General features: G+C 67.4%; 14 protein-coding genes, 1 tRNA gene and 2 rRNA genes. 9 read left to right on the top strand and 8 right to left on the bottom strand.

The window, feature by feature from the left end:
* Nucleotide 1: 1 nt before the first annotated feature.
* Together GBZ48_RS00085 and GBZ48_RS00080 are read right to left on the bottom strand one after the other, a co-directional pair.
* Entirely contained in the window at nucleotides 2-691 is a 690-nt protein-coding gene (locus GBZ48_RS00085; RefSeq protein WP_174469113.1) for a cupredoxin domain-containing protein, read from the bottom strand.
* 39 nt (nucleotides 692-730) lie between these two features.
* A complete protein-coding gene (locus tag GBZ48_RS00080) occupies nucleotides 731-1,084 on the bottom strand; it encodes a hypothetical protein (RefSeq protein ID WP_174469112.1) in 354 nt (117 codons plus the stop codon).
* A gap of 388 nt (nucleotides 1,085-1,472) precedes the next feature.
* Here GBZ48_RS00080 and GBZ48_RS00075 point away from each other — a divergent pair, with 388 nt between their 5' ends.
* From GBZ48_RS00075 to GBZ48_RS00040, 8 genes are all read left to right on the top strand, one after another.
* Entirely contained in the window at nucleotides 1,473-1,832 is a 360-nt protein-coding gene (locus tag GBZ48_RS00075; RefSeq protein WP_174469111.1) for a hypothetical protein, read from the top strand.
* A 146-nt stretch (nucleotides 1,833-1,978) separates the two neighbouring features.
* Complete coding sequence (locus tag GBZ48_RS00070; protein WP_174469110.1) at nucleotides 1,979-2,665, top strand: Spy/CpxP family protein refolding chaperone; 687 nt, start codon at nucleotides 1,979-1,981, stop codon at nucleotides 2,663-2,665.
* Nucleotides 2,666-2,675: 10 nt separating this feature from the next.
* Nucleotides 2,676-2,981, top strand: a complete 306-nt coding sequence (locus tag GBZ48_RS00065; RefSeq protein WP_174469109.1) for a DUF2933 domain-containing protein — start codon at nucleotides 2,676-2,678, stop codon at nucleotides 2,979-2,981.
* Nucleotides 2,978-3,655: a methyltransferase family protein gene (locus GBZ48_RS00060; protein WP_174469108.1), complete on the top strand. Its 678-nt coding sequence runs from the start codon at nucleotides 2,978-2,980 to the stop codon at nucleotides 3,653-3,655. The genes GBZ48_RS00065 and GBZ48_RS00060 overlap by 4 nt, the downstream gene beginning before the upstream one ends.
* 64 nt (nucleotides 3,656-3,719) lie before the next feature.
* Entirely contained in the window at nucleotides 3,720-5,444 is a 1,725-nt protein-coding gene (locus GBZ48_RS00055; RefSeq protein ID WP_174469107.1) for an HlyD family efflux transporter periplasmic adaptor subunit, read from the top strand.
* Between the two features lie 7 nt (nucleotides 5,445-5,451).
* Nucleotides 5,452-8,577, top strand: coding sequence for an efflux RND transporter permease subunit (locus GBZ48_RS00050; protein ID WP_174469106.1), 3,126 nt, complete (start codon nucleotides 5,452-5,454; stop codon nucleotides 8,575-8,577).
* Between the two features lie 42 nt (nucleotides 8,578-8,619).
* Nucleotides 8,620-9,012 (top strand): hypothetical protein, encoded by a 393-nt coding sequence (locus GBZ48_RS00045; RefSeq protein ID WP_174469105.1) that lies wholly within the window; start codon nucleotides 8,620-8,622, stop codon nucleotides 9,010-9,012.
* 286 nt (nucleotides 9,013-9,298) lie between these two features.
* Complete coding sequence (locus tag GBZ48_RS00040; RefSeq protein ID WP_174469104.1) at nucleotides 9,299-11,713, top strand: heavy metal translocating P-type ATPase; 2,415 nt, start codon at nucleotides 9,299-9,301, stop codon at nucleotides 11,711-11,713.
* Nucleotides 11,714-11,914: 201 nt separating this feature from the next.
* On the opposite strand, the gene GBZ48_RS00035 is transcribed toward GBZ48_RS00040, so the two are convergent.
* The 3 genes from GBZ48_RS00035 to GBZ48_RS00025 are packed head-to-tail and all read right to left on the bottom strand — an operon-like array spanning nucleotide 11,915 to nucleotide 15,685.
* The gene (locus GBZ48_RS00035; protein WP_174469103.1) at nucleotides 11,915-13,252 is read right to left on the bottom strand and encodes an MFS transporter; all 1,338 of its coding nucleotides are present in this window, start codon (nucleotides 13,250-13,252) and stop codon (nucleotides 11,915-11,917) included.
* 4 nt (nucleotides 13,253-13,256) lie between these two features.
* On the bottom strand, nucleotides 13,257-14,672 hold the full coding sequence (gene chrA, locus GBZ48_RS00030) for a chromate efflux transporter (RefSeq protein WP_174469102.1): 1,416 nt from the start codon (nucleotides 14,670-14,672) through the stop codon (nucleotides 13,257-13,259).
* A gap of 11 nt (nucleotides 14,673-14,683) precedes the next feature.
* Nucleotides 14,684-15,685 (bottom strand): chromate resistance protein ChrB domain-containing protein, encoded by a 1,002-nt coding sequence (locus tag GBZ48_RS00025; RefSeq protein ID WP_174469101.1) that lies wholly within the window; start codon nucleotides 15,683-15,685, stop codon nucleotides 14,684-14,686.
* A gap of 112 nt (nucleotides 15,686-15,797) precedes the next feature.
* Here GBZ48_RS00025 and GBZ48_RS00020 point away from each other — a divergent pair, with 112 nt between their 5' ends.
* Nucleotides 15,798-16,148 (top strand): hypothetical protein, encoded by a 351-nt coding sequence (locus GBZ48_RS00020; protein ID WP_209798175.1) that lies wholly within the window; start codon nucleotides 15,798-15,800, stop codon nucleotides 16,146-16,148.
* 194 nt (nucleotides 16,149-16,342) lie between these two features.
* Here GBZ48_RS00020 and GBZ48_RS00015 read toward each other — a convergent pair.
* The 3 genes from GBZ48_RS00015 to GBZ48_RS00005 all read right to left on the bottom strand — a co-directional run.
* Nucleotides 16,343-16,419, bottom strand: a tRNA-Met gene (locus tag GBZ48_RS00015).
* Nucleotides 16,420-16,501: 82 nt separating this feature from the next.
* Nucleotides 16,502-16,617, bottom strand: a 5S ribosomal RNA gene (gene rrf / locus GBZ48_RS00010).
* Nucleotides 16,618-16,768: 151 nt separating this feature from the next.
* Nucleotides 16,769-17,441, bottom strand: a 23S ribosomal RNA gene (locus tag GBZ48_RS00005); the annotation flags it as partial.

Genomic DNA, 17,441 nt, shown 5'->3' with positions numbered 1-17,441 from the left:
CTCAGCCGACGATGATGCGGCCGTGCATGGCGTCATGCGCCTGCCCGCAATAGACGGTGCAGTACACGAGGTACTCGCCCGGCTTGGTGAAGGTGATCGACTGTTCGGTCACGACGTTCGGCCGCAGGCGGATGATGCGGCTGGCGGACCCCAGCTGGATCGACGCGCCATGCGTGATGTCGTCCGCCATCATGCGGAACCGGTACGGCACACCTGCCTTGAGCCGGAGGACGTCCGGGCTGTAGGCGAATTTCTGCGCCATCAGGTAGACGTCGACCGGCTCGACGGACGTCAACTCCGCACCGTGGTCGTGGCCGGCATCGGCATGACCATGGCCGCCATGTGCGTCGCCGCCATGGGCATCCGCATCGGCGTGTGGATTCACGCTGCCGTCCTTCTGCGCGTACTTCTGGACGAAGAAGTCATGTTCGAAGCGGAACTCCTCAGGCGCCATACCCGCGGCCGCACCGTGGCCGCCGTGTGCGTCGGGTTCTGGGGCCGCGTCCTTGCGCCCGCCGAAGGGAAGCGGGGCAGCGCCATAGGCTGCCCAGGCGCCGTACAGGGAAACGGCGCTGAAGCCCAACGCGGCGATGAAGCCGCGACGGGTCGTGAAATGCCTCTCGGACATGATGAGAATCCTCTGATCGCGTGGTCGGAATCGCTCGCGCACGCCGCCGGTCAGGCGGCGCATGGCCGGGCGTCCGACACAGGCGTCAGAGTGCTCGGCCGATCAGAGGCTGGTCTTCGGAGGGGGCGTGTCCGGCGTGATGTCCCGGGCGTTCGGGACGAAGCCGGCTTTCGGGTGCCAGGACGTTTCGACCATGGTCACCGAAATGCTGACGGTGTGCCGGGCCGGGACCTCGGCCGCCGGGCAGCAGGTCGCCGCGACGGCGAGGCCGGCCTTGTGGTGATCGCTCCGGGATGGAGCCGAAGGCGGCGGGGCGTGATGGGAGCCGTGATGGCCCATCGAGCCGTTCGGCATGTCCACATTCGCCCCTACGTTCGCCATGGCTCCGCCCGCCGCCCCCATCAGGAGCGCAAGGGCGAACGCCAGAATGGCGAAGATGTGGCCCAATCGCTTCATGCCAGCCGTCGCTTTGAACGCCCCTGGTCCACCCAGAGGAGCACACCATAACCCCCAATGTGGATACGGGAATTGATGTCTGTCAACCGACGGGCTTGATCAATCGACGTTACCATCAAGCGCTTTTCGTATTGACCTTCCCACTGCTGGAGGGTCGATGCTTGCGTCGATGGTCTGGATTGTTGCTGAAAGCGGAGTGACAGTCCGCCACACTCTTCCGGGACCCTGACAGGGTCGGTCGTCGAGACGATCGTGCTGTTGCAGGGACCAGGGAATGGTATTACCTTTGGCAGAGGGGCCGGGCGGCACGCAAGGTGCTGTCCGACCTCGGACGAGGAAGGCAATCGCCATGTGGCGAGGGACGTGGTCGACGGTGAGGAGGGTGGTGGTGAGCCTGCTGATGCTGGCCACGCTGCTCGTCTATGCCGTCCCGAGCCACGCCAGTCTGCTGCCTCACCAGCATTCGCCGGCGCCTCATGAGCACGCCTTGCTTGACACGCACGACGATGGTGTCGCCGGCGTGGCAGACCATGAGCACAAGCAGGACCCCTGCAAGGATCTTGGTGTGCCCGGCGACGATGCCTGCTGCAGCGTCACCCAGTGTGCGACCATGCATGGCGGTCTCCCCGCCGATGCCATTGCGGCCTTCATTCCGGCCCTCGATCGGGCAGACCCTCTGCTCGCCCTGGCCACGCCCGAAGGCATCGGCAGCGCCCCCGCACTTCGTCCCCCCTCTCTGATCCTCTGACGCCACGAGTCTGTCCGCGCCCAGCTTGAGCTTCGGCTCAGCGAAGGTCGTCGCCGGATGTCGTGCGCTCGGCCTTTGTGTCCCCGGCGCTCCCGCATGGAGTCCGAACGGGATGGCTCGAACCAGATGATCAGACGAAGGACGCCATGTCGTCTTTCACCCGCACACTGCTCGCGGCCTTCGCGCTCGTCGCCATGATGTCGGCTGCCCAGGCCCAGACCACCACTCCGGACCAAGGTCAGGACCACCAGGCCCACCACCCGAGCGGTTCCACCACCCCCCAGGACCAGCCCACTGTCGCCCCGACGCCCACCCAGCCGCCGCAGGGTGCACGGCCCAGCGTGCCCGGAAACGCCCCGATGATCGGCGAGGGCATCGGCAGCGGAATTATGGTGCAGCCCGGTACCCAAGCCCAGGGAGGTCCACCCAGCGCGAACCGGCCCGGCATGATGATGGGCGGCATGATGGGCCAGCAGGGTGGCATGGGCGCTATGGGCGCCATGGGCCTGGCGTTCGAGCACGTCGAGGGCCGCATCGCCTTCCTGCAGGCGGAGCTCAGGATCACCGATGCCCAGGCGCCGCAGTGGAATGCCTTCGCCGACACCCTGCGGTCGAACGCCAAGGCCCATCAGGCCATGCACGAGCAGATGACCAAGGGCGGCCTGCCATCCGCTTGGCCGGAGCGGCTGGCCGCTCAGCAGAAGGTCCTGGCGACCCGGCTCGACGCCGTGAAGGCCATCGAGGCCGCCGCCAAGCCGCTCTACGCCGCGTTGAGCGACGACCAGAAGAAGGTTGCCGACCAGCTGTTCGCCGGCCCGATGGGCATGATGTGAGGAGGCGGCCATGACGCACGAACACACCCATCACACCCCCGAGACTCACAAGCCGGAACCGCAGGTGCGCCTGCCCTGGTACCGAACCTGGACAGGACTGGCCTGCCTTGGCACCTTCGCCGTCGTGGCGGTGTATCTGTCGCTCTATCACGTCACCCACGCGCTCGACGCGCTGCCGCTCGTGCTCCTGCTGCTCTGCCCGCTGATGCACGTCTTCATGCATGGCGGACACGGCCACGGCGGCCACGGCGGCCACGGCGGCCACGGCGGTGGGGACGATGAGGCCGACCGTCAGAACAAGGGAGGCTCGCCATGACGCACGAGACCTCAGGCTACGGACTGTGGATGCTGATCATCCTCAACTCCGCGATCTTCATCATCTTCGCCTTCAGCTTCACCAGGCCGCAGTCGCCGCGCGACTGGCGCTCCTTCGGGGCGTTCAGCGCCTTCATCGTGGCGTTGTTCACCGAGATGTACGGTGTTCCGCTGACCATCTACCTGCTCTCCGGCTGGATTCAGACCCGCTACCCCGGCCTCGACCTGATGTCGCACGACGCCGGGCACCTGTGGTCGACCGTCCTCGGCCTGTCGGGCAACCCACACTTCAGCGTGCTGCACATCATCAGCAATCTGCTGATCCTGGGTGGCTTCGTCCTGCTCTCGGCGGCCTGGAAGGTGCTTCACGCCGCCCAGCGCGAGCAGCGGCTCGCCACCACGGGAGCCTATGCCCACATCCGGCACCCGCAGTATGTCGCCTTCATCGTCATCCTGTTCGGCTTCCTGCTTCAGTGGCCGACCATCCTGACGCTGGTGATGTTCCCGCTGCTCGTCTGGATGTATGTCCGACTGGCGCACTCCGAGGAGCGTGCAGCCCTCCGCGTCTTCGGCGTCGCCTACGAGCGGTATGCCGCAGTTACGCCCGGATGGGTCCCGCACCTCGCCGGACATGGGCCGAACCGCCCCAGGGTGGGAGGATCGTTTGGTGCGTGAGTTCGGGTCCCCGGCCGGTCGGCGCCGCGCGCGCCCGTTTGAACCAGTCTCTCGGAGTTCTTCCATGATCCACCGACGCCTTCTTGCCGCGGCCTCGATCGCCGCGAGCCTTGCCGCGCCGGTCGCCCTTCCGACGCTGGCTCATGAAGGGCATGAGCACGGCGACGCTCCCAAGCCGGTCGTCGCCACCACGACCCCGACGATGGAGACGTCCTCGTCGGACTTCGAACTGGTGGCGGTCGTCCAGGGCAAAAGCCTGCTGATCACCCTGGACCGCTTCGCCAGCAACGAGCCGGTGACCGGCGCGACCGTCGAGGTCACCGCCGACGGGGAAGCCGTGACCGCCTCCCCCGTTTCCGGGGAGGAGGGCATCTACCGCCTCGACGCCGCCTGGGTGTCGAAGCCGGGTCCGCACGAGTTGACCGTGTCGGTGACGGCGGCCGATGCCGCCGACCTGCTGATCGGCACGCTGGACATCCCGGCAACCGCCCAACCTGCCGAGTCCAGTGGCGGGGGCGGCGTGTCCGCCATCCTCGGCCAAGTGCGGCATGACCCGAGCCTGATGTTGGGAGCCGTCATGGTCTTCCTGCTCGGTGTGCTGACCACGGTGGCGCTGACCCAGCGAGGCCGGGCGCGCACGGTTGCCGGAGCGGCCCTGATCGGCTTCGGCCTGCTGCTGGCCAGCGGCGCCGCTTTCGCCCATGGCGGCGAGGATCACAGCCATGGCGATGAGGCGAAGGACAAGACTCCAGGAGCAGCGGCGGCGCCGATGGCGGTGACCGGCGCAGCGGAGAGCCCGCGCAGGCTGCCCGACGGCAGCCTGTACGTGCCCAAGACGTCGCAGCGTCTGCTGTCGGTGCGCACCACGGTCGCCAAGACGCAGCAGGCGGCGCAGACGGTGCAACTGATCGGCCAGGTCATCGCCGACCCGAACGGCGGCGGTCATGTCCAGGCGACCCAGAGCGGCCGCATCGAGCCGGGCGAGAAGGGGCTGCCCTATATCGGCCAGCGGGTCGAGGCCGGGCAAATCCTGGCCGCCATCACGCCTGCCGTGAATGTGGTGGACCGCAGCGGCATCCAGCAGCAGATCGCCACGGTCGAGCAGGAGCTCGTCATCACCGAGTCGCGGGTGCGGCGCCTGCGGAAGCTGGAAGGCAGCGTGCCCCAACGGGACATCGAGGAAGCGGAAGCCAACCTGAACGGCCTGCGCAAGCGCCGCGCCGCCCTGTCGCCGACCCTGACCACCAAGGAAGCCTTGCGCGCTCCCATCGCTGGGGTCGTCACCGCCAACAACGTCAAGGCCGGTCAGGTCATCGAGGCCCGCGATCAGGTCCTGTTCGAGATCGTCGACCCGTCGCGGCTGATGGTCGAAGCGGTTGCCTTCGATCCCCGGGTGGCGAATGCCATCAAGGCAGCCACGGCGACGACCGCCGACGGCACCAGCCTGTCCCTGGAGCTCCTCGGCTCCAGCCTGGCGCTGCGCCAGCAGGCGATCCCGCTGCTCTTCCGGATCGGCAATCTGCCGGCGGGGCTCGGCGTCGGCCAGCCGGTCCGGCTCGTCGCCCAGATGCAGGGCACCGCGTCGGGCATTGTGCTGCCCCGCCACAGCGTGGTGCGCGGCGCCGGCGGTCAGCCGATCGTCTGGCAGCACGAGTCGCCGCAGCGTTTCGTCGCCCGGCCCGTGCGCACGCAGCCGGTCGATGGCGGCACGGTGCTGGTCCTGGCGGGCATCGAGCCCGAGGCCCGCATCGTGACCGACGGCGCCGGCCTGCTGAATCAGGTCCGTTGAGGCGGCCATGTTCAACGTCCTCGTCAACACCAGCCTGCGCAACCGCCTGTTCGTACTGGCCGCCGCCGTGCTGCTGGTCGTCTACGGCTCCTTCGTCCTCAAGGGACTGCCGGTCGACGTCTTCCCCGATCTCAACAAGCCCACGGTCACGCTGATGACCGAGGCCGAGGGGCTGGCGCCCGAGGAGGTCGAACAGCTGGTCACCTTCCCGCTCGAGACGTCGATGAACGGCATGCCGGGCATCACCCGCGTGCGCTCGGTCTCCGGTGTCGGCCTGTCCATCGTCTTCGTCGAGTTCGACTGGGGCACCGACATCTACCGCAACCGCCAGCAGGTCGCCGAGCGTCTGGCCATCGTCCAGGGCCAGCTGCCGCCGAACGTCCGGCCGCAGATGGGGCCGATCTCCTCCATCATGGGCGAGATCATGCTGCTCGCCATGTCCGCCGAACCGGGAACCGGCGTCGGGCCGATGGATGTCCGCGAACTCGCCGATTGGGTGGTCCGGCCCCGCCTGCTCGCCATCCCCGGCGTCAGTCAGGTCATTCCCATCGGCGGGGAGATCCGTCAGTACCGCATCGCTCCTGATCCGGCGCGCCTGCACGACCTGGAGATCACCACCGACGAGCTTGTGAAGGCGCTCCGGCAGTTCTCGGCGAACACCGGCGGCGGCTTCATCGACCAGCACAGCGAAGAGTACCTGATCCGCAACATCGGCCGGACGACCCGGCTGGAGGATCTCCGCAACTTGGTGGTGGCCTACAAGGCTGGCCAGCCCATCCATCTGCGGCAGGTGGCCGATGTCGATTTCGCCGCCCGTGTGAAGCGCGGTGACGCCGGCGTCGACGGCAAGCCGGCCGTCATCCTGTCCGTGCAGAAGCAGCCGGGCAGCGACACGACGACGCTGACCGCCGACGTCGAGAAGGCCCTGGCCGATCTGGCTCAGTTCCTGCCGAAGGGGGTGAAGGCGAACGAGATCCTGTTCAAGCAGGCCAACTTCATCGACAGCTCGATCCACAACGTCATGACGGTGCTGCAGGAGGCGGTGGTGGTGGTCGCCGTCATCCTGTTCCTGTTCCTGCTCAACGTCCGCACGACGCTGATCTCGCTGACCGCCATTCCGATCTCGATCCTGATCACCGTGCTGGTGTTCAAGGCGTTCGGCATGTCGATCAACACCATGACGCTGGGCGGCCTCGCCATCGCCATCGGCGAACTGGTCGACGATGCCGTCGTCGATGTGGAGAACATCTACCGCCGCCTCGGCGAGAACCGCCGGGCGATCAACCCGCGGCCGGTCCTGGAGGTGGTGGCAGCGGCCTCGCAGGAGGTGCGCTCCGGTATCGTCTACGCCACGATAATCATCATCCTGGTGTTCGTGCCGCTGTTCGCCCTGTCCGGCATCGAGGGACGGCTGTTCGCGCCGCTGGGCGTGGCCTACATCGTCTCCATCCTCGCCAGCCTGCTCACCGCCATCACCGTCACGCCGGTGCTGTCCTACTACCTGCTGCCCAAGTTGAAGCGGCTCGACGAGCATGACAGCTGGCTGGTGCGGCAGCTGAAGGCCGGCAACGCCCGGCTGCTGGGTTGGGCGTTCGGCAATCCCGGTACGCTCTTCACCGTGGTGGGAGCCGCCGTGGTGATCGCCGCGGCCACGGTGCCGAGCCTGCCACGCGCCTTCCTGCCGCCCTTCAACGAGGGTACGCTGACCATCTCCATGGTGCTCAACCCTGGCATCTCGCTCGCCGAGTCGAACCGTGTCGGTCTCGCGGCCGAGAGGCTGATCATGCAGGTGCCGGAGGTGGCGTCGGTCGGCCGCCGCACCGGCCGTGCCGAGCTCGACGAGCACGCGGAAGGCGTCCATTCCAGCGAGATCGACGTCGATCTGGTGCCGTCCGCGCGCAGTCGCTCCGCGGTGCTGGCTGATGTGCGGGCACGGCTGGCGGCGCTGCCGGTGTCGGTCAACATCGGCCAGCCGATCTCGCACCGGCTCGACCACATGCTGTCCGACGTCCGCGCCCAGATCGCCCTGAAAATCTATGGCGAGGATCTGGACACCCTGCGCAGCCTGGCCGGGCAGCTGCAGCAGACGCTGACGTCGATCCCTGGGCTGGTCGACCTGCAGATCGAGAAGCAGGTCCGCATCCCGCAGGTGCAGGTCGTGATCGACTATGAGCGGGCTTCCCTCTACGGCGTCACCCCGGCGATGGCGACGGACGCGCTGGAGAGCCTGTCCAACGGGCGGGTGGTGTCGGAGATCGTCGACGGCACCCGGCGCTTCGACGTCGTGCTGCGGCTGTCCGACGAGGACCGCACCACCAGCGGCTTGGCGAACCTGCTGGTCGAGACTCCAGCGGGCCGGGTGCCGCTCAGCCTGTTCGCCAGTGTCGATGAGACCGACGGTCCGAACCAGATCCTGCGGGAGAACGGCAAGCGCCGCATCGTCATCCTCGGCAACAGCGACGGCAAGACGGACATGGCGCAGATCGTCGCGAGCATCCGTGACGTGGTCGGCCGCTCGTCGCTGCCGCCCGGCTACTTCACCAGCCTGGAAGGCACATTCCAGGCACAGGAGGAAGCATCGAAGACCATCGCGGCGCTGTCGATGGTGTCGCTGGCGATGATCTTCCTGGTGCTCTACAGCCGCTACCGCTCCGCGGTGCTGACCCTGATCATCATGGGCAACGTGCCGCTGGCCCTGATCGGCAGCGTCGCCGCCCTGTGGATCGCCGGACAGCCGCTGTCGGTCGCCTCGATGATCGGTTTCATCACCCTGACCGGCATCAGCACACGCAACGGCATCCTGAAGGTCAGCCATTACATCAACCTCGTCCTGCACGAGGGCGAAAGCTTCGGCAAGACCATGGTGATCCGCGGCAGCCAGGAGCGGCTGACCCCGGTGCTGATGACGGCCCTGTCGGCCGGCGTCGCCCTGGTGCCGCTGATGATCGGCGCCGACGCTCCGGGCAAGGAGATCCTCCACCCGGTCGCCGTCACCATCTTCGGCGGCCTGGTCAGCGCCACCCTGCTCGACACGGTCCTGACCCCCGTCCTCTTCCTCAGGCTCGGCGAGAAGCCGCTCAGGCATCTGGTCGACGCCCAAGCCGGCTCGCTGCGTCCGGCCGAAGCCTACTGATCCCCCTGTTCACCCGTGTCCAATCCAGAAGGAAAGCCTATCGTGAAGTTCTCGACCCTCCTCGTCGCCGCCGCCCTGGTCGCCGCCCCGGCGGCGGCCTTCGCCGACGGTGCCAAGACCGGCACCCATGGCGGTCCCCGCACCGACGCCGGCCCGTATCATGCCGAGCTCGTGCTCCAGGGCAACGACGTCGTCCTGTACGTGACCAATGGCGCGGACAAGCCGGTCGACGTGACCGGCGCCAAGGCCGAAGCCACCATCCTGGCCAACAAGCAGACCCAGAAGGTCGCGCTGGAACCGGCAGGCGCCAATGCGCTCAAAGGAAAGGCCAACCTGGGCGAGTCCCACGACAGCGTGAAGGTTGTCACCGCCCTGACCATGCCCGGCCAGAAGCCGGTTCAGGCCCGCTTTGACGTGGGCCACGCGGGCCACTGAGACCCCAGGGGTGGCATGAGGATCACCGCCTCATGCCACCCCGAGCGAGGACACGCGCGATGAGCGCCGGGAAGAAACCCGCCATGCTGGCGGCGGCCTCGCTGATCGCCATGAGCGAGCGGTCGAAGACTTGATGAGAGGAAGTCCTCAGCCTGCACACCGGGATTGACCTTCCAGTCGTTGGAAGGTGGAGCATGGATTCACGGTCACCGCCACACTCCAAACCCATGTGGCGCCGCGCAACACCTGGAGTACCGACGCCGGGCCTGCGAAGGGAGACGCGAACATGAACGACCTGCACCATGGACATGGCCATCAGCACGGACATGACCATCATGGTCAGCATCATCACGCAGGATCCGATGACCACACGACGGTCAAAGACCCTGTCTGTGGCATGATGGTCGACCCGGAGCGGACCGCGCACCACGCGGAGCATGATGGGCACAGCTTCCACTTCTGCTCGGCGCGCTGCCATGACAAGTTCGTCGCCGCCCCCGAGCAATACCTGAAGCCGGAAGCCAAACCCGCGGCACCGGAGCAGGCCGGGCAAGCCTCGCCCCGGAAGGGGGTCATCTACACCTGCCCGATGCACCCGGAAATCCGTCAGGAGGGGCCGGGCAACTGCCCGATCTGCGGCATGGCCCTGGAACCGGTGGGGGCCAGCCTCGAAGAGGGGCCGAACCCGGAACTCGTCGATATGACCCGGCGCTTCCGGATCGGCCTGGTGCTCAGCGTGCCGCTGCTGGTCCTGGAGATGGGCAGCCACATTCCGGCCCTTGGCCTTCATGACCTGATACCGCCGCGTACCTCGATTTGGATTCAGTTTCTCCTGGCGACGCCGGTCGTGCTGTGGGCCGGCTGGCCGTTGCTGGAGCGCGGCTGGCAATCATTCCGGCGGCGCAGCCTGAACATGTTCAGCCTGATCGCGCTCGGGATAGGCGTTGCCTACCTCTTCAGCTTGGCCGCGACCTTCCTGCCCGGTCTCTTCCCGGCGAGCTTCCGCGGCATGGACGGGGTGGTGGCCGTCTATTACGAGGCCGCCGCCGTCATCACCGTGCTGGTGCTGCTCGGCCAGGTGCTGGAACTGCGCGCCCGCGAACAGACCGGCGGTGCCATCCGGGCGCTGCTGAACCTGGCGCCCAAGACGGCCCGCCGCATCAAGGAGAGCGGTGAGGATGAGGAGGTCTCCCTCGACCAGATCCGGGTCGGCGACCGGCTGCGCGTCCGCCCCGGCGACGGGGTGCCGGTCGACGGAGAGGTGCTCGATGGTCGCAGCGCCGTGGACGAGTCGATGGTCACCGGCGAGAGCATGCCGGTGGAGAAGGAGCCCGGCGCCAAGGTAATCGGCGGCACCGTGAACCAGACCGGTGCCTTGGTGATGCGGGCCGAGAAGGTCGGCTCCGACACCATGCTGTCGCGCATCGTGACCATGGTGGCCGAGGCGCAGCGATCGCGCGCGCCCATCCAGCGCATGGCCGATGTGGTGTCCGGCTACTTCGTCCCGGCGGTCATCCTGGCCGCCCTCCTCGCCTTCGCCGGCTGGATGGTCTGGGGGCCGGCCCCCGCCTTCGCCTATGCGCTGATCGCGGCGGTCTCGGTGCTCATCATCGCGTGCCCCTGTGCCCTGGGGCTGGCGACGCCGATGTCGATCATGGTCGGGGTGGGAAAGGGGGCGACGGCCGGCGTGCTGATCAAGGACGCGGCGAGCCTGGAGCGGTTCGAGAAGGTCGACACGCTGGTGGTGGACAAGACCGGCACCCTGACCGAGGGAAAGCCGCGGGTGACCGCAGTCGTCCCGGCGGCTGGTATCGACGAGGCGGAGCTTCTGTCCCTGGCAGCCAGCCTGGAGCGGTCAAGTGAACATCCCCTGGCAACTGCCATCGTCGCATCCGCCAGGGAGCGGGGGCTGCCGTTGCAGGAGGTCACCGACTTCGGCTCGGTAACCGGCAAGGGCGTGGTCGGGAGGGTTGGTGGCCGCGAGGTCCTGCTCGGCAATGCGGCGATGATGCGGGACCGGGGCGTGGTCCTGGGCGAATTGGATGCGGGCGACCTGGATGCACGCGCCGACAAGCTGCGGCGGGAGGGGGCGACGGCGCTGTTCGCCGCGGTGGACGACCGCCCCGGCGGCGTGATCGCCGTTGCCGATCCGATCAAGGCGAGCACGCCGCATGCACTGGAGACGCTGCGCGCCGATGGCGTGCGGATCGTCATGCTGACCGGCGACAACCGGACCACCGCGGAGGCTGTGGCGCGGCGCCTCGGCATCGACGAGGTCGAGGCAGAAGTTCTGCCCGACCAGAAGCATCAGATCGTGCGGAAGCTGAAGGCGGAGGGCCGCGTGGTCGCCATGGCCGGCGACGGCGTCAACGATGCCCCCGCACTCGCCGAAGCGGACGTCGGGGTCGCCATGGGCACCGGGACCGAGGTGGCGATCCAGAGCGCCGGCGTGACGCTGGTGAAGGGCGACCTTGCCGGCATCGCCCGGGCCCGGGTGCTGAGCCGTGCCACCATGGGCAACATCCGCCAGAACCTCTTCCTCGCCTTCGTCTACAACGCGCTCGGGGTGCCGGTGGCGGCTGGTATCTTCTATCCCATTTTCGGCTGGACGCTGAGCCCGATCATCGCGGCCACCGCCATGGCGTTGAGTTCGGTGTCGGTCATCGGCAACGCGCTGCGCTTGCGCATGACGAGCCTGTAGGCGCAGTTCCATCACTGGCATTTGGCCTCACCTGCAGACCGGTTCTGATCAGTGCTCACAATGCGGCAGGATAACTGTCATCGCCTTGCATTTGGAGCATCGCATGTGGAGGGGTTCGCTTCGAGTTGAGAAATCTCGCAATCTGAACGCAAAACGTCGAGATCATTCGAGCAGTTTCCCGCATCTTACGCCATTGGCCCGTCAACGCCGGAGGTCGACACCGGAGGATGACATTGGGCTGTCCCGGCCGGTCGCACCCGCTTGACCGCCGGTACACGCCGCCGCGCCTTGAAGGCCGACCTCCTCCGGCGGGTGAACATGTCGGAACATGCCGAGCAGCGTGAGATCGTAGACGATCTTCAGCGCGCCCGCGAGCACGAGCGGCCAGCCGAACCCGGACACCGCCAACAGTTGGCCTGCCAGGAGCGGTCCCAGAGCCGAAGCGAGGCTGCGCGGCACCGCCGTCATGCTCGCGGCGGCCGCCCGCTCGCCCGGCGTCACCACGGCCATGACGTAGGAGGTGCGCGTGGGCACGTCCATCTGCGAGAGCAGGCTGCGCACCAGCAGCAGAGCGATTGCCGTCGTCAAATCGGGCGCGAAAGGCACCAGCACCAAGCAGACATTCGCCGGCAGGTGGGTGAACACCATGGTGTTGATCAGCCCGATCCGCGCCGCGATCCGCTCCGCCACCAGATAGGAGACGGCCGCCAACAGGCCAGTCCAGAAGAAGATCACCCCGGTCGTCGCCAGCGACAGGCCGAACCGCTCGAACAGCCAGAGTGCCAGCAGCGATTGGACGACCAGCCCGCCGGCGAAGGCGTCGAGCGAGAACAGCGCGGCCAAGCGCAGCACGATGCCGCGCGACCGCCGCAGCGGCTCGGCCGGGACGCTCAGGGCATTCGCCCGGCTGTCCGGCAGGCGCCGGTAGAGCAGCAGCGACGCCAGGCCCAGCAGCGCGTAGAGCAGGAACGCACCGTCGATCGCCATGTCCGCGTCGATGCCCGTCGCGCCGGCGAGCAGTTCGGGCGCACCGGCGCACAGGGAGCCGACGGCGGCGGCCAGCGAGCCGATCAGGCTGTAGCGGGCGAACAGGGCGGTGCGCCCGCGGTTCGGGACCGTCTCGCTCAGCTGTGCCTGCTCGAGCGGCAGGAAGACGCTGACGTCGCCCGACGACGGGTTGATCGTCCCGACGAACGCGATCAGCATCAGCGGCCAGAACTGCCGCGCCAGAGGGAACGCGAGCCCGGTCGCGACCATCAGCACGGCGGCGGCGAGCAACGGCGTGCGCCCCTTGGGCAAGCGATGGGCGGCGAGCCCGACCGTCAAGGTCAAGGCCGCCGAGCCGGCGAGGGTCGCCGTTGCCAGGGCGCCGATCGCGACCGGGCCGAAGCCGAGCCGGGCGAGGTGGACCGGCAGCAGCAGGCTGATCAGCCCGTCGCCGAAGGCCCGCAGCGCCCGTGCGCCCAGCAGCAGCGTCGCCTCCGGCGCGGTGCCGGCCGGCAGCAGCGCAAACCGTCCGGTGGGGACGCTGGCCGTCATCCCGCTAGCCCGCCAGACCGGCGGCGTGCAGGAGGAGACCGGCCGCCGAACAGGCGAGGAGCACCGGAATCATCCCGACCTTGAAGCGGAACACCGCCAGCATGGCGCCGGCGGTCAGGACCAGCGAGGGGAAGTTCACCGTGCTCAGCACCGGGATCTCGAGGGTGGCTCCGAGGAGGCGCACCGGTTCCAGCCGCCCGAACAGCACGTGCAGGGCAAACCAGACCGCCAGATTCAGCACGACCCCGACCACCGCGGCGGTGATCGCCGACAGGGCACCGCCGAGCGCCTTGTTGCCGCGCAGCGCTTCCACGAAGGGCGCGCCGAGGAAGATCCACAGGAAGCAAGGCACAAAGGTGACCCAGGTGGTCAGCAGCCCGCCCAGCGTGCCGGCCAACAGCGGCGGCAGCGTGCCCGGCGCGCGGAAGGCGCCCATGAAGCCGACGAACTGGGTGACCATGATCAGTGGCCCAGGAGTGGTTTCGGCCATGCCGAGCCCGTCCAGCATCTCGCCGGGCTGGAGCCAGCCATAATGGTCCACCGCCTGCTGCGCCACGTAGGCGAGCACGGCATAGGCGCCGCCGAAGGTGACCATCGCCATCTTCGAGAAGAAGACCACGATCTGGCTGAAGATGTCGTCCGGGCCGAGCACCAGCAGCAGCGCCGCCACAGGCCCGAGCCACAGCGCCAGGCAGACACCGCTCACCCGCAGCGACCAGCCGAGCGTCGGCCGCGCGTGGGCCGGCGTGCCGTCGCCCAGCAGGCTGTCGGCATCCGCCAGGGTCTTCCCCTTGGACGCTCCGTGCCCACCGCCGACCATGAACGCCTGGCGTCCCAGGCGCCCGCCGATGAAGCCGATCAGGCCCGCCGCCAGGATGATGACGGGGAACGGCACGTCGAAGGCGAAGATCGCCACAAACGACGCCGTGGCGATCCCGAGCATCACCCGGTTCTTCAGCGCCCGCTTGCCGATGCGCACCACCGCCTCGAGCACGATGGCGAGCACCGCCGCCTTCAGGCCGAAGAACAGCCCCTGCACCAGCCCGACGTTGCCGAAGGCGGCGTAGATCAGGCTCAGCGCCATGATGGCGACCAGGCCCGGCAGCACGAACAGGATGCCGGCGATCAGGCCGCCGACCGTCCGGTGCATCAGCCAGCCGATGTAGATGGCCAGCTGCTGGGCTTCCGGTCCCGGCAGCAGCATGCAGTAGTTCAGCGCGTGCAGGAACCGCGTCTCGCCGATCCAGCGCTTCTCCTCGACCAGGATGCGGTGCATGACCGCGATCTGTCCGGCCGGGCCGCCGAAGCTGAGCGCGGCGATACGCGCCCACACCCGGGTCGCCTCACCAAGGCTCACCCCATGCGTGCCGTCCTTCGTCGTGGATACGAGTGTATCCACGGCGGCGTCCGCCTCGGTCATCGGCTTGCTCCTCAGTCGCGCTTTTTGCGGAAATATTCGTAGAGATCTTCGAAGACGGCGGTCCCGCGCTCCAGCCGGCGGGTGTCATCGTCTGTCGCCGCAGCGATACCGGCGAGCAGCGTGCGGATGCCGGCCGCCTCCTCGCGCTGGAACTTGGCGTCTTTCAAGTCGATGTCGTGGACGATCTCGGCGATCGCCTGGAGCGCCCGGTCCGGCGGCACGAGCTTCGCCAGCAGCACCTCGAAGGTGCAGTGGTCGCCCTCGTGGGTGAACTCGGCCTCGAACATGTCGAAGCGCAGTTCGTCGGGCTCCGGGACGTAGCCCTTGTCGGGAACGAACTTGAAGCGGGCCTCCGGATCGATGAAGCGGCGGATCAGCCAAGCCGAGGCGATGCGGTCCACCTGCACGCCCCGGCGCGTCACCCAGGTCCGGCCTTTCACGTCAGTGACGTGCTTGGTTCCCATGGTTGTCTCCCCCTGGTCCGGGCCACGCTCGGCCTCGGCGAGCCGGGCCTCGATCCCTGTGAGCAGCCCCTCCACCGGCTCCCGCCCGTCGGCGCCGAAGAAGTCGATGGCGACGATCTCCGCCAAGCGCCGCCGCAGGCGGGTGACCTGCCCCCGGAGCTCGCTGCCGCGCGCACACCACAGCTCCGGCTCCCCGGCAACCACCTCCGCCACCCCCCGGGCATCGATGGCGAGCGCTTCGTAGTCGGCGTCACGGGCCTTGTCGAACAGCGCCCGGACCTCCTGATCCGTCAGGCCGTCGACGAAGCGCGCTTCGAAGACCACCGCTTCGCCGCCGCCCTCGTTGATCTCGCGCAGCAGCCATTGGAAGTCCTCCTGGGCCTGCTCGCCGGCGGGCAGCGCGTAGAGCGAGTTCTTGATCGCCACCGCCCCCAAGCCCTGGAGGCGGCGCCATACCTTGACGCGGAAGTAGGCGGGCTTCGGCGGAAGCTGGTGGGCCAGCAGCAGCCAAACGTATCGAGACTCCGAGGTGGTGCGCATGTCGCTCATTGGCCACTTGTATCTCAGGCATACCAACAACGCAACACTTGTATCATTTCCCTCTCGGGCATACGGTCCATTTCGAGTCCGAACTGTCCGGTTATCGAACAGAAGGTGTACCATGCCGTACGAGGTCGCACCGCTGCCGCTCAAGCCGCCGCGGCTGAACGGCCTCTCCGAGCGCCTGCTCGCCAGCCATTACGAGAACAACTACGGCGGCGCCATCCGTCGCCTGAATGCCATCGAAGCCGACCTCGCCCGGCTCGACTGGAGCGCGGCACCGACCTTTGCCATCAACGGCCTGAAGCGCGAGGAACTGATCGCCGCCAAATCGATGATCCTGCATGAGGTGTATTTCGACAGCCTCGGCGGCTCCGGTGACGCCGGCGGCGACCTCGCCGCCGCGCTGGAGCGGGACTTCGGGTCTCCGCCATCTTCACGGACGATCACGAGATGCTGCGCCACGGCATGATCGCCTATGACGCGCTTTACGCCTGGTGCCGGGACTGCCAGGGCGAGGCGCACAACTGGCCGCCTGCGGGATGGGCGGCGACCTGCACGGTGAGCTGGCCGGCGTGCTGACGGTCTGCGAGGGCGCCGCTGAGATCCGCAAGGCCCAGACGCACGAACGCCCCGGCTCTTTCGAACCGGGGCGTCAAGTGTCAGTGGTTGCGGGGGCAGGATTTGAACCTGCGGCCTTCAGGTTATGAGCCTGACGAGCTACCGGGCTGCTCCACCCCGCGGATGTATCATCGTCGGGTGACGGACGTCGTGAAGATGCAAGCATTTGCGCTTTGGCTATTGAGCGTCTCTTGTGCCTGAGCGACCTGGCGGCGACCTACTCTCCCACGTCTTAAGACGCAGTACCATTGGCGCGGAGGCTTTTCACGGCCGAGTTCGGGATGGGATCGGGTGTTTGACACCTCGCCATGACCACCAGGTCACCGAGGCACAAGACCGACGCTGTTACCCAAAGTGCTAAATGCTTGTTCAGTGCAAGTGATGTCGAGGATGTATCGAACGGCGATGCGCTGGTCAAGCTGCTGCTTTGTGAGCAGGCTTGCTGCTGCGCATGGCGCGGTTTGTGGGGTCGAGATCAAGCCGATCGAGCGATTAGTAAGGCTTAGCTTCAGGCGTTGCCGCCCGTCCACATGCCTCCTATCGACGTGATGGTCTGTCACGGCTCTCAAGGGAGCTCTGGTTTAGAGGTGGGTTTCCCGCTTAGATGCTTTCAGCGGTTATCCCGTCCATACTTAGCTACCCGGCCATGCCACTGGCGTGACAACCGGTGCACCAGAGGTATGTCCATCCCGGTCCTCTCGTACTAGGGACAGATCCTCGCAAAACTCCGACACCCACGGCAGATAGGGACCGAACTGTCTCACGACGTTCTAAACCCAGCTCACGTACCACTTTAATCGGCGAACAGCCGAACCCTTGGGACCTGCTCCAGCCCCAGGATGTGATGAGCCGACATCGAGGTGCCAAACGACTCCGTCGATATGGACTCTTGGGAGTCATCAGCCTGTTATCCCCGGCGTACCTTTTATCCGTTGAGCGATGGCCCGTCCACGTGGAGCCACCGGATCACTATGGCCGACTTTCGTCTCTGCTCGACTTGTCAGTCTTGCAGTCAGGCGGGCTTATGCCATTGCACTCGACGAGCGATTTCCGACCGCTCTGAGCCCACCATCGCGCGCCTCCGTTACACTTTGGGAGGCGACCGCCCCAGTCAAACTACCCGCCATGCAGGGTCCCGGACCCG

This window comes from Azospirillum melinis (assembly GCF_013340935.1).
GTDB lineage: Bacteria > Pseudomonadota > Alphaproteobacteria > Azospirillales > Azospirillaceae > Azospirillum > Azospirillum melinis.
The sequence above is the reverse complement of the archived record's forward strand: the minus strand, read 5'-3'. Positions and strand labels throughout refer to the sequence as shown.

Bases quoted from the DNA above. Each gene is read 5' to 3' on its own strand.
- GBZ48_RS00085 (WP_174469113.1), bottom strand. From the start codon at position 691: ATGCGCCGCCTGACCGGCGGCGTGCGCGAGCGATTCCGACCACGCGAT.
- GBZ48_RS00080 (WP_174469112.1), bottom strand. From the start codon at position 1,084: ATGAAGCGATTGGGCCACATCTTCGCCATTCTGGCGTTCGCCCTTGCG.
- GBZ48_RS00070 (WP_174469110.1), top strand. From the start codon at position 1,979: ATGTCGTCTTTCACCCGCACACTGCTCGCGGCCTTCGCGCTCGTCGCC.
- GBZ48_RS00065 (WP_174469109.1), top strand. From the start codon at position 2,676: ATGACGCACGAACACACCCATCACACCCCCGAGACTCACAAGCCGGAA.
- GBZ48_RS00060 (WP_174469108.1), top strand. From the start codon at position 2,978: ATGACGCACGAGACCTCAGGCTACGGACTGTGGATGCTGATCATCCTC.
- GBZ48_RS00055 (WP_174469107.1), top strand. From the start codon at position 3,720: ATGATCCACCGACGCCTTCTTGCCGCGGCCTCGATCGCCGCGAGCCTT.
- GBZ48_RS00050 (WP_174469106.1), top strand. From the start codon at position 5,452: ATGTTCAACGTCCTCGTCAACACCAGCCTGCGCAACCGCCTGTTCGTA.
- GBZ48_RS00040 (WP_174469104.1), top strand. From the start codon at position 9,299: ATGAACGACCTGCACCATGGACATGGCCATCAGCACGGACATGACCAT.
- GBZ48_RS00035 (WP_174469103.1), bottom strand. From the start codon at position 13,252: ATGACGGCCAGCGTCCCCACCGGACGGTTTGCGCTGCTGCCGGCCGGC.
- chrA (WP_174469102.1), bottom strand. From the start codon at position 14,672: ATGACCGAGGCGGACGCCGCCGTGGATACACTCGTATCCACGACGAAG.
- GBZ48_RS00025 (WP_174469101.1), bottom strand. From the start codon at position 15,685: ATGAGCGACATGCGCACCACCTCGGAGTCTCGATACGTTTGGCTGCTG.
- GBZ48_RS00020 (WP_209798175.1), top strand. From the start codon at position 15,798: ATGCCGTACGAGGTCGCACCGCTGCCGCTCAAGCCGCCGCGGCTGAAC.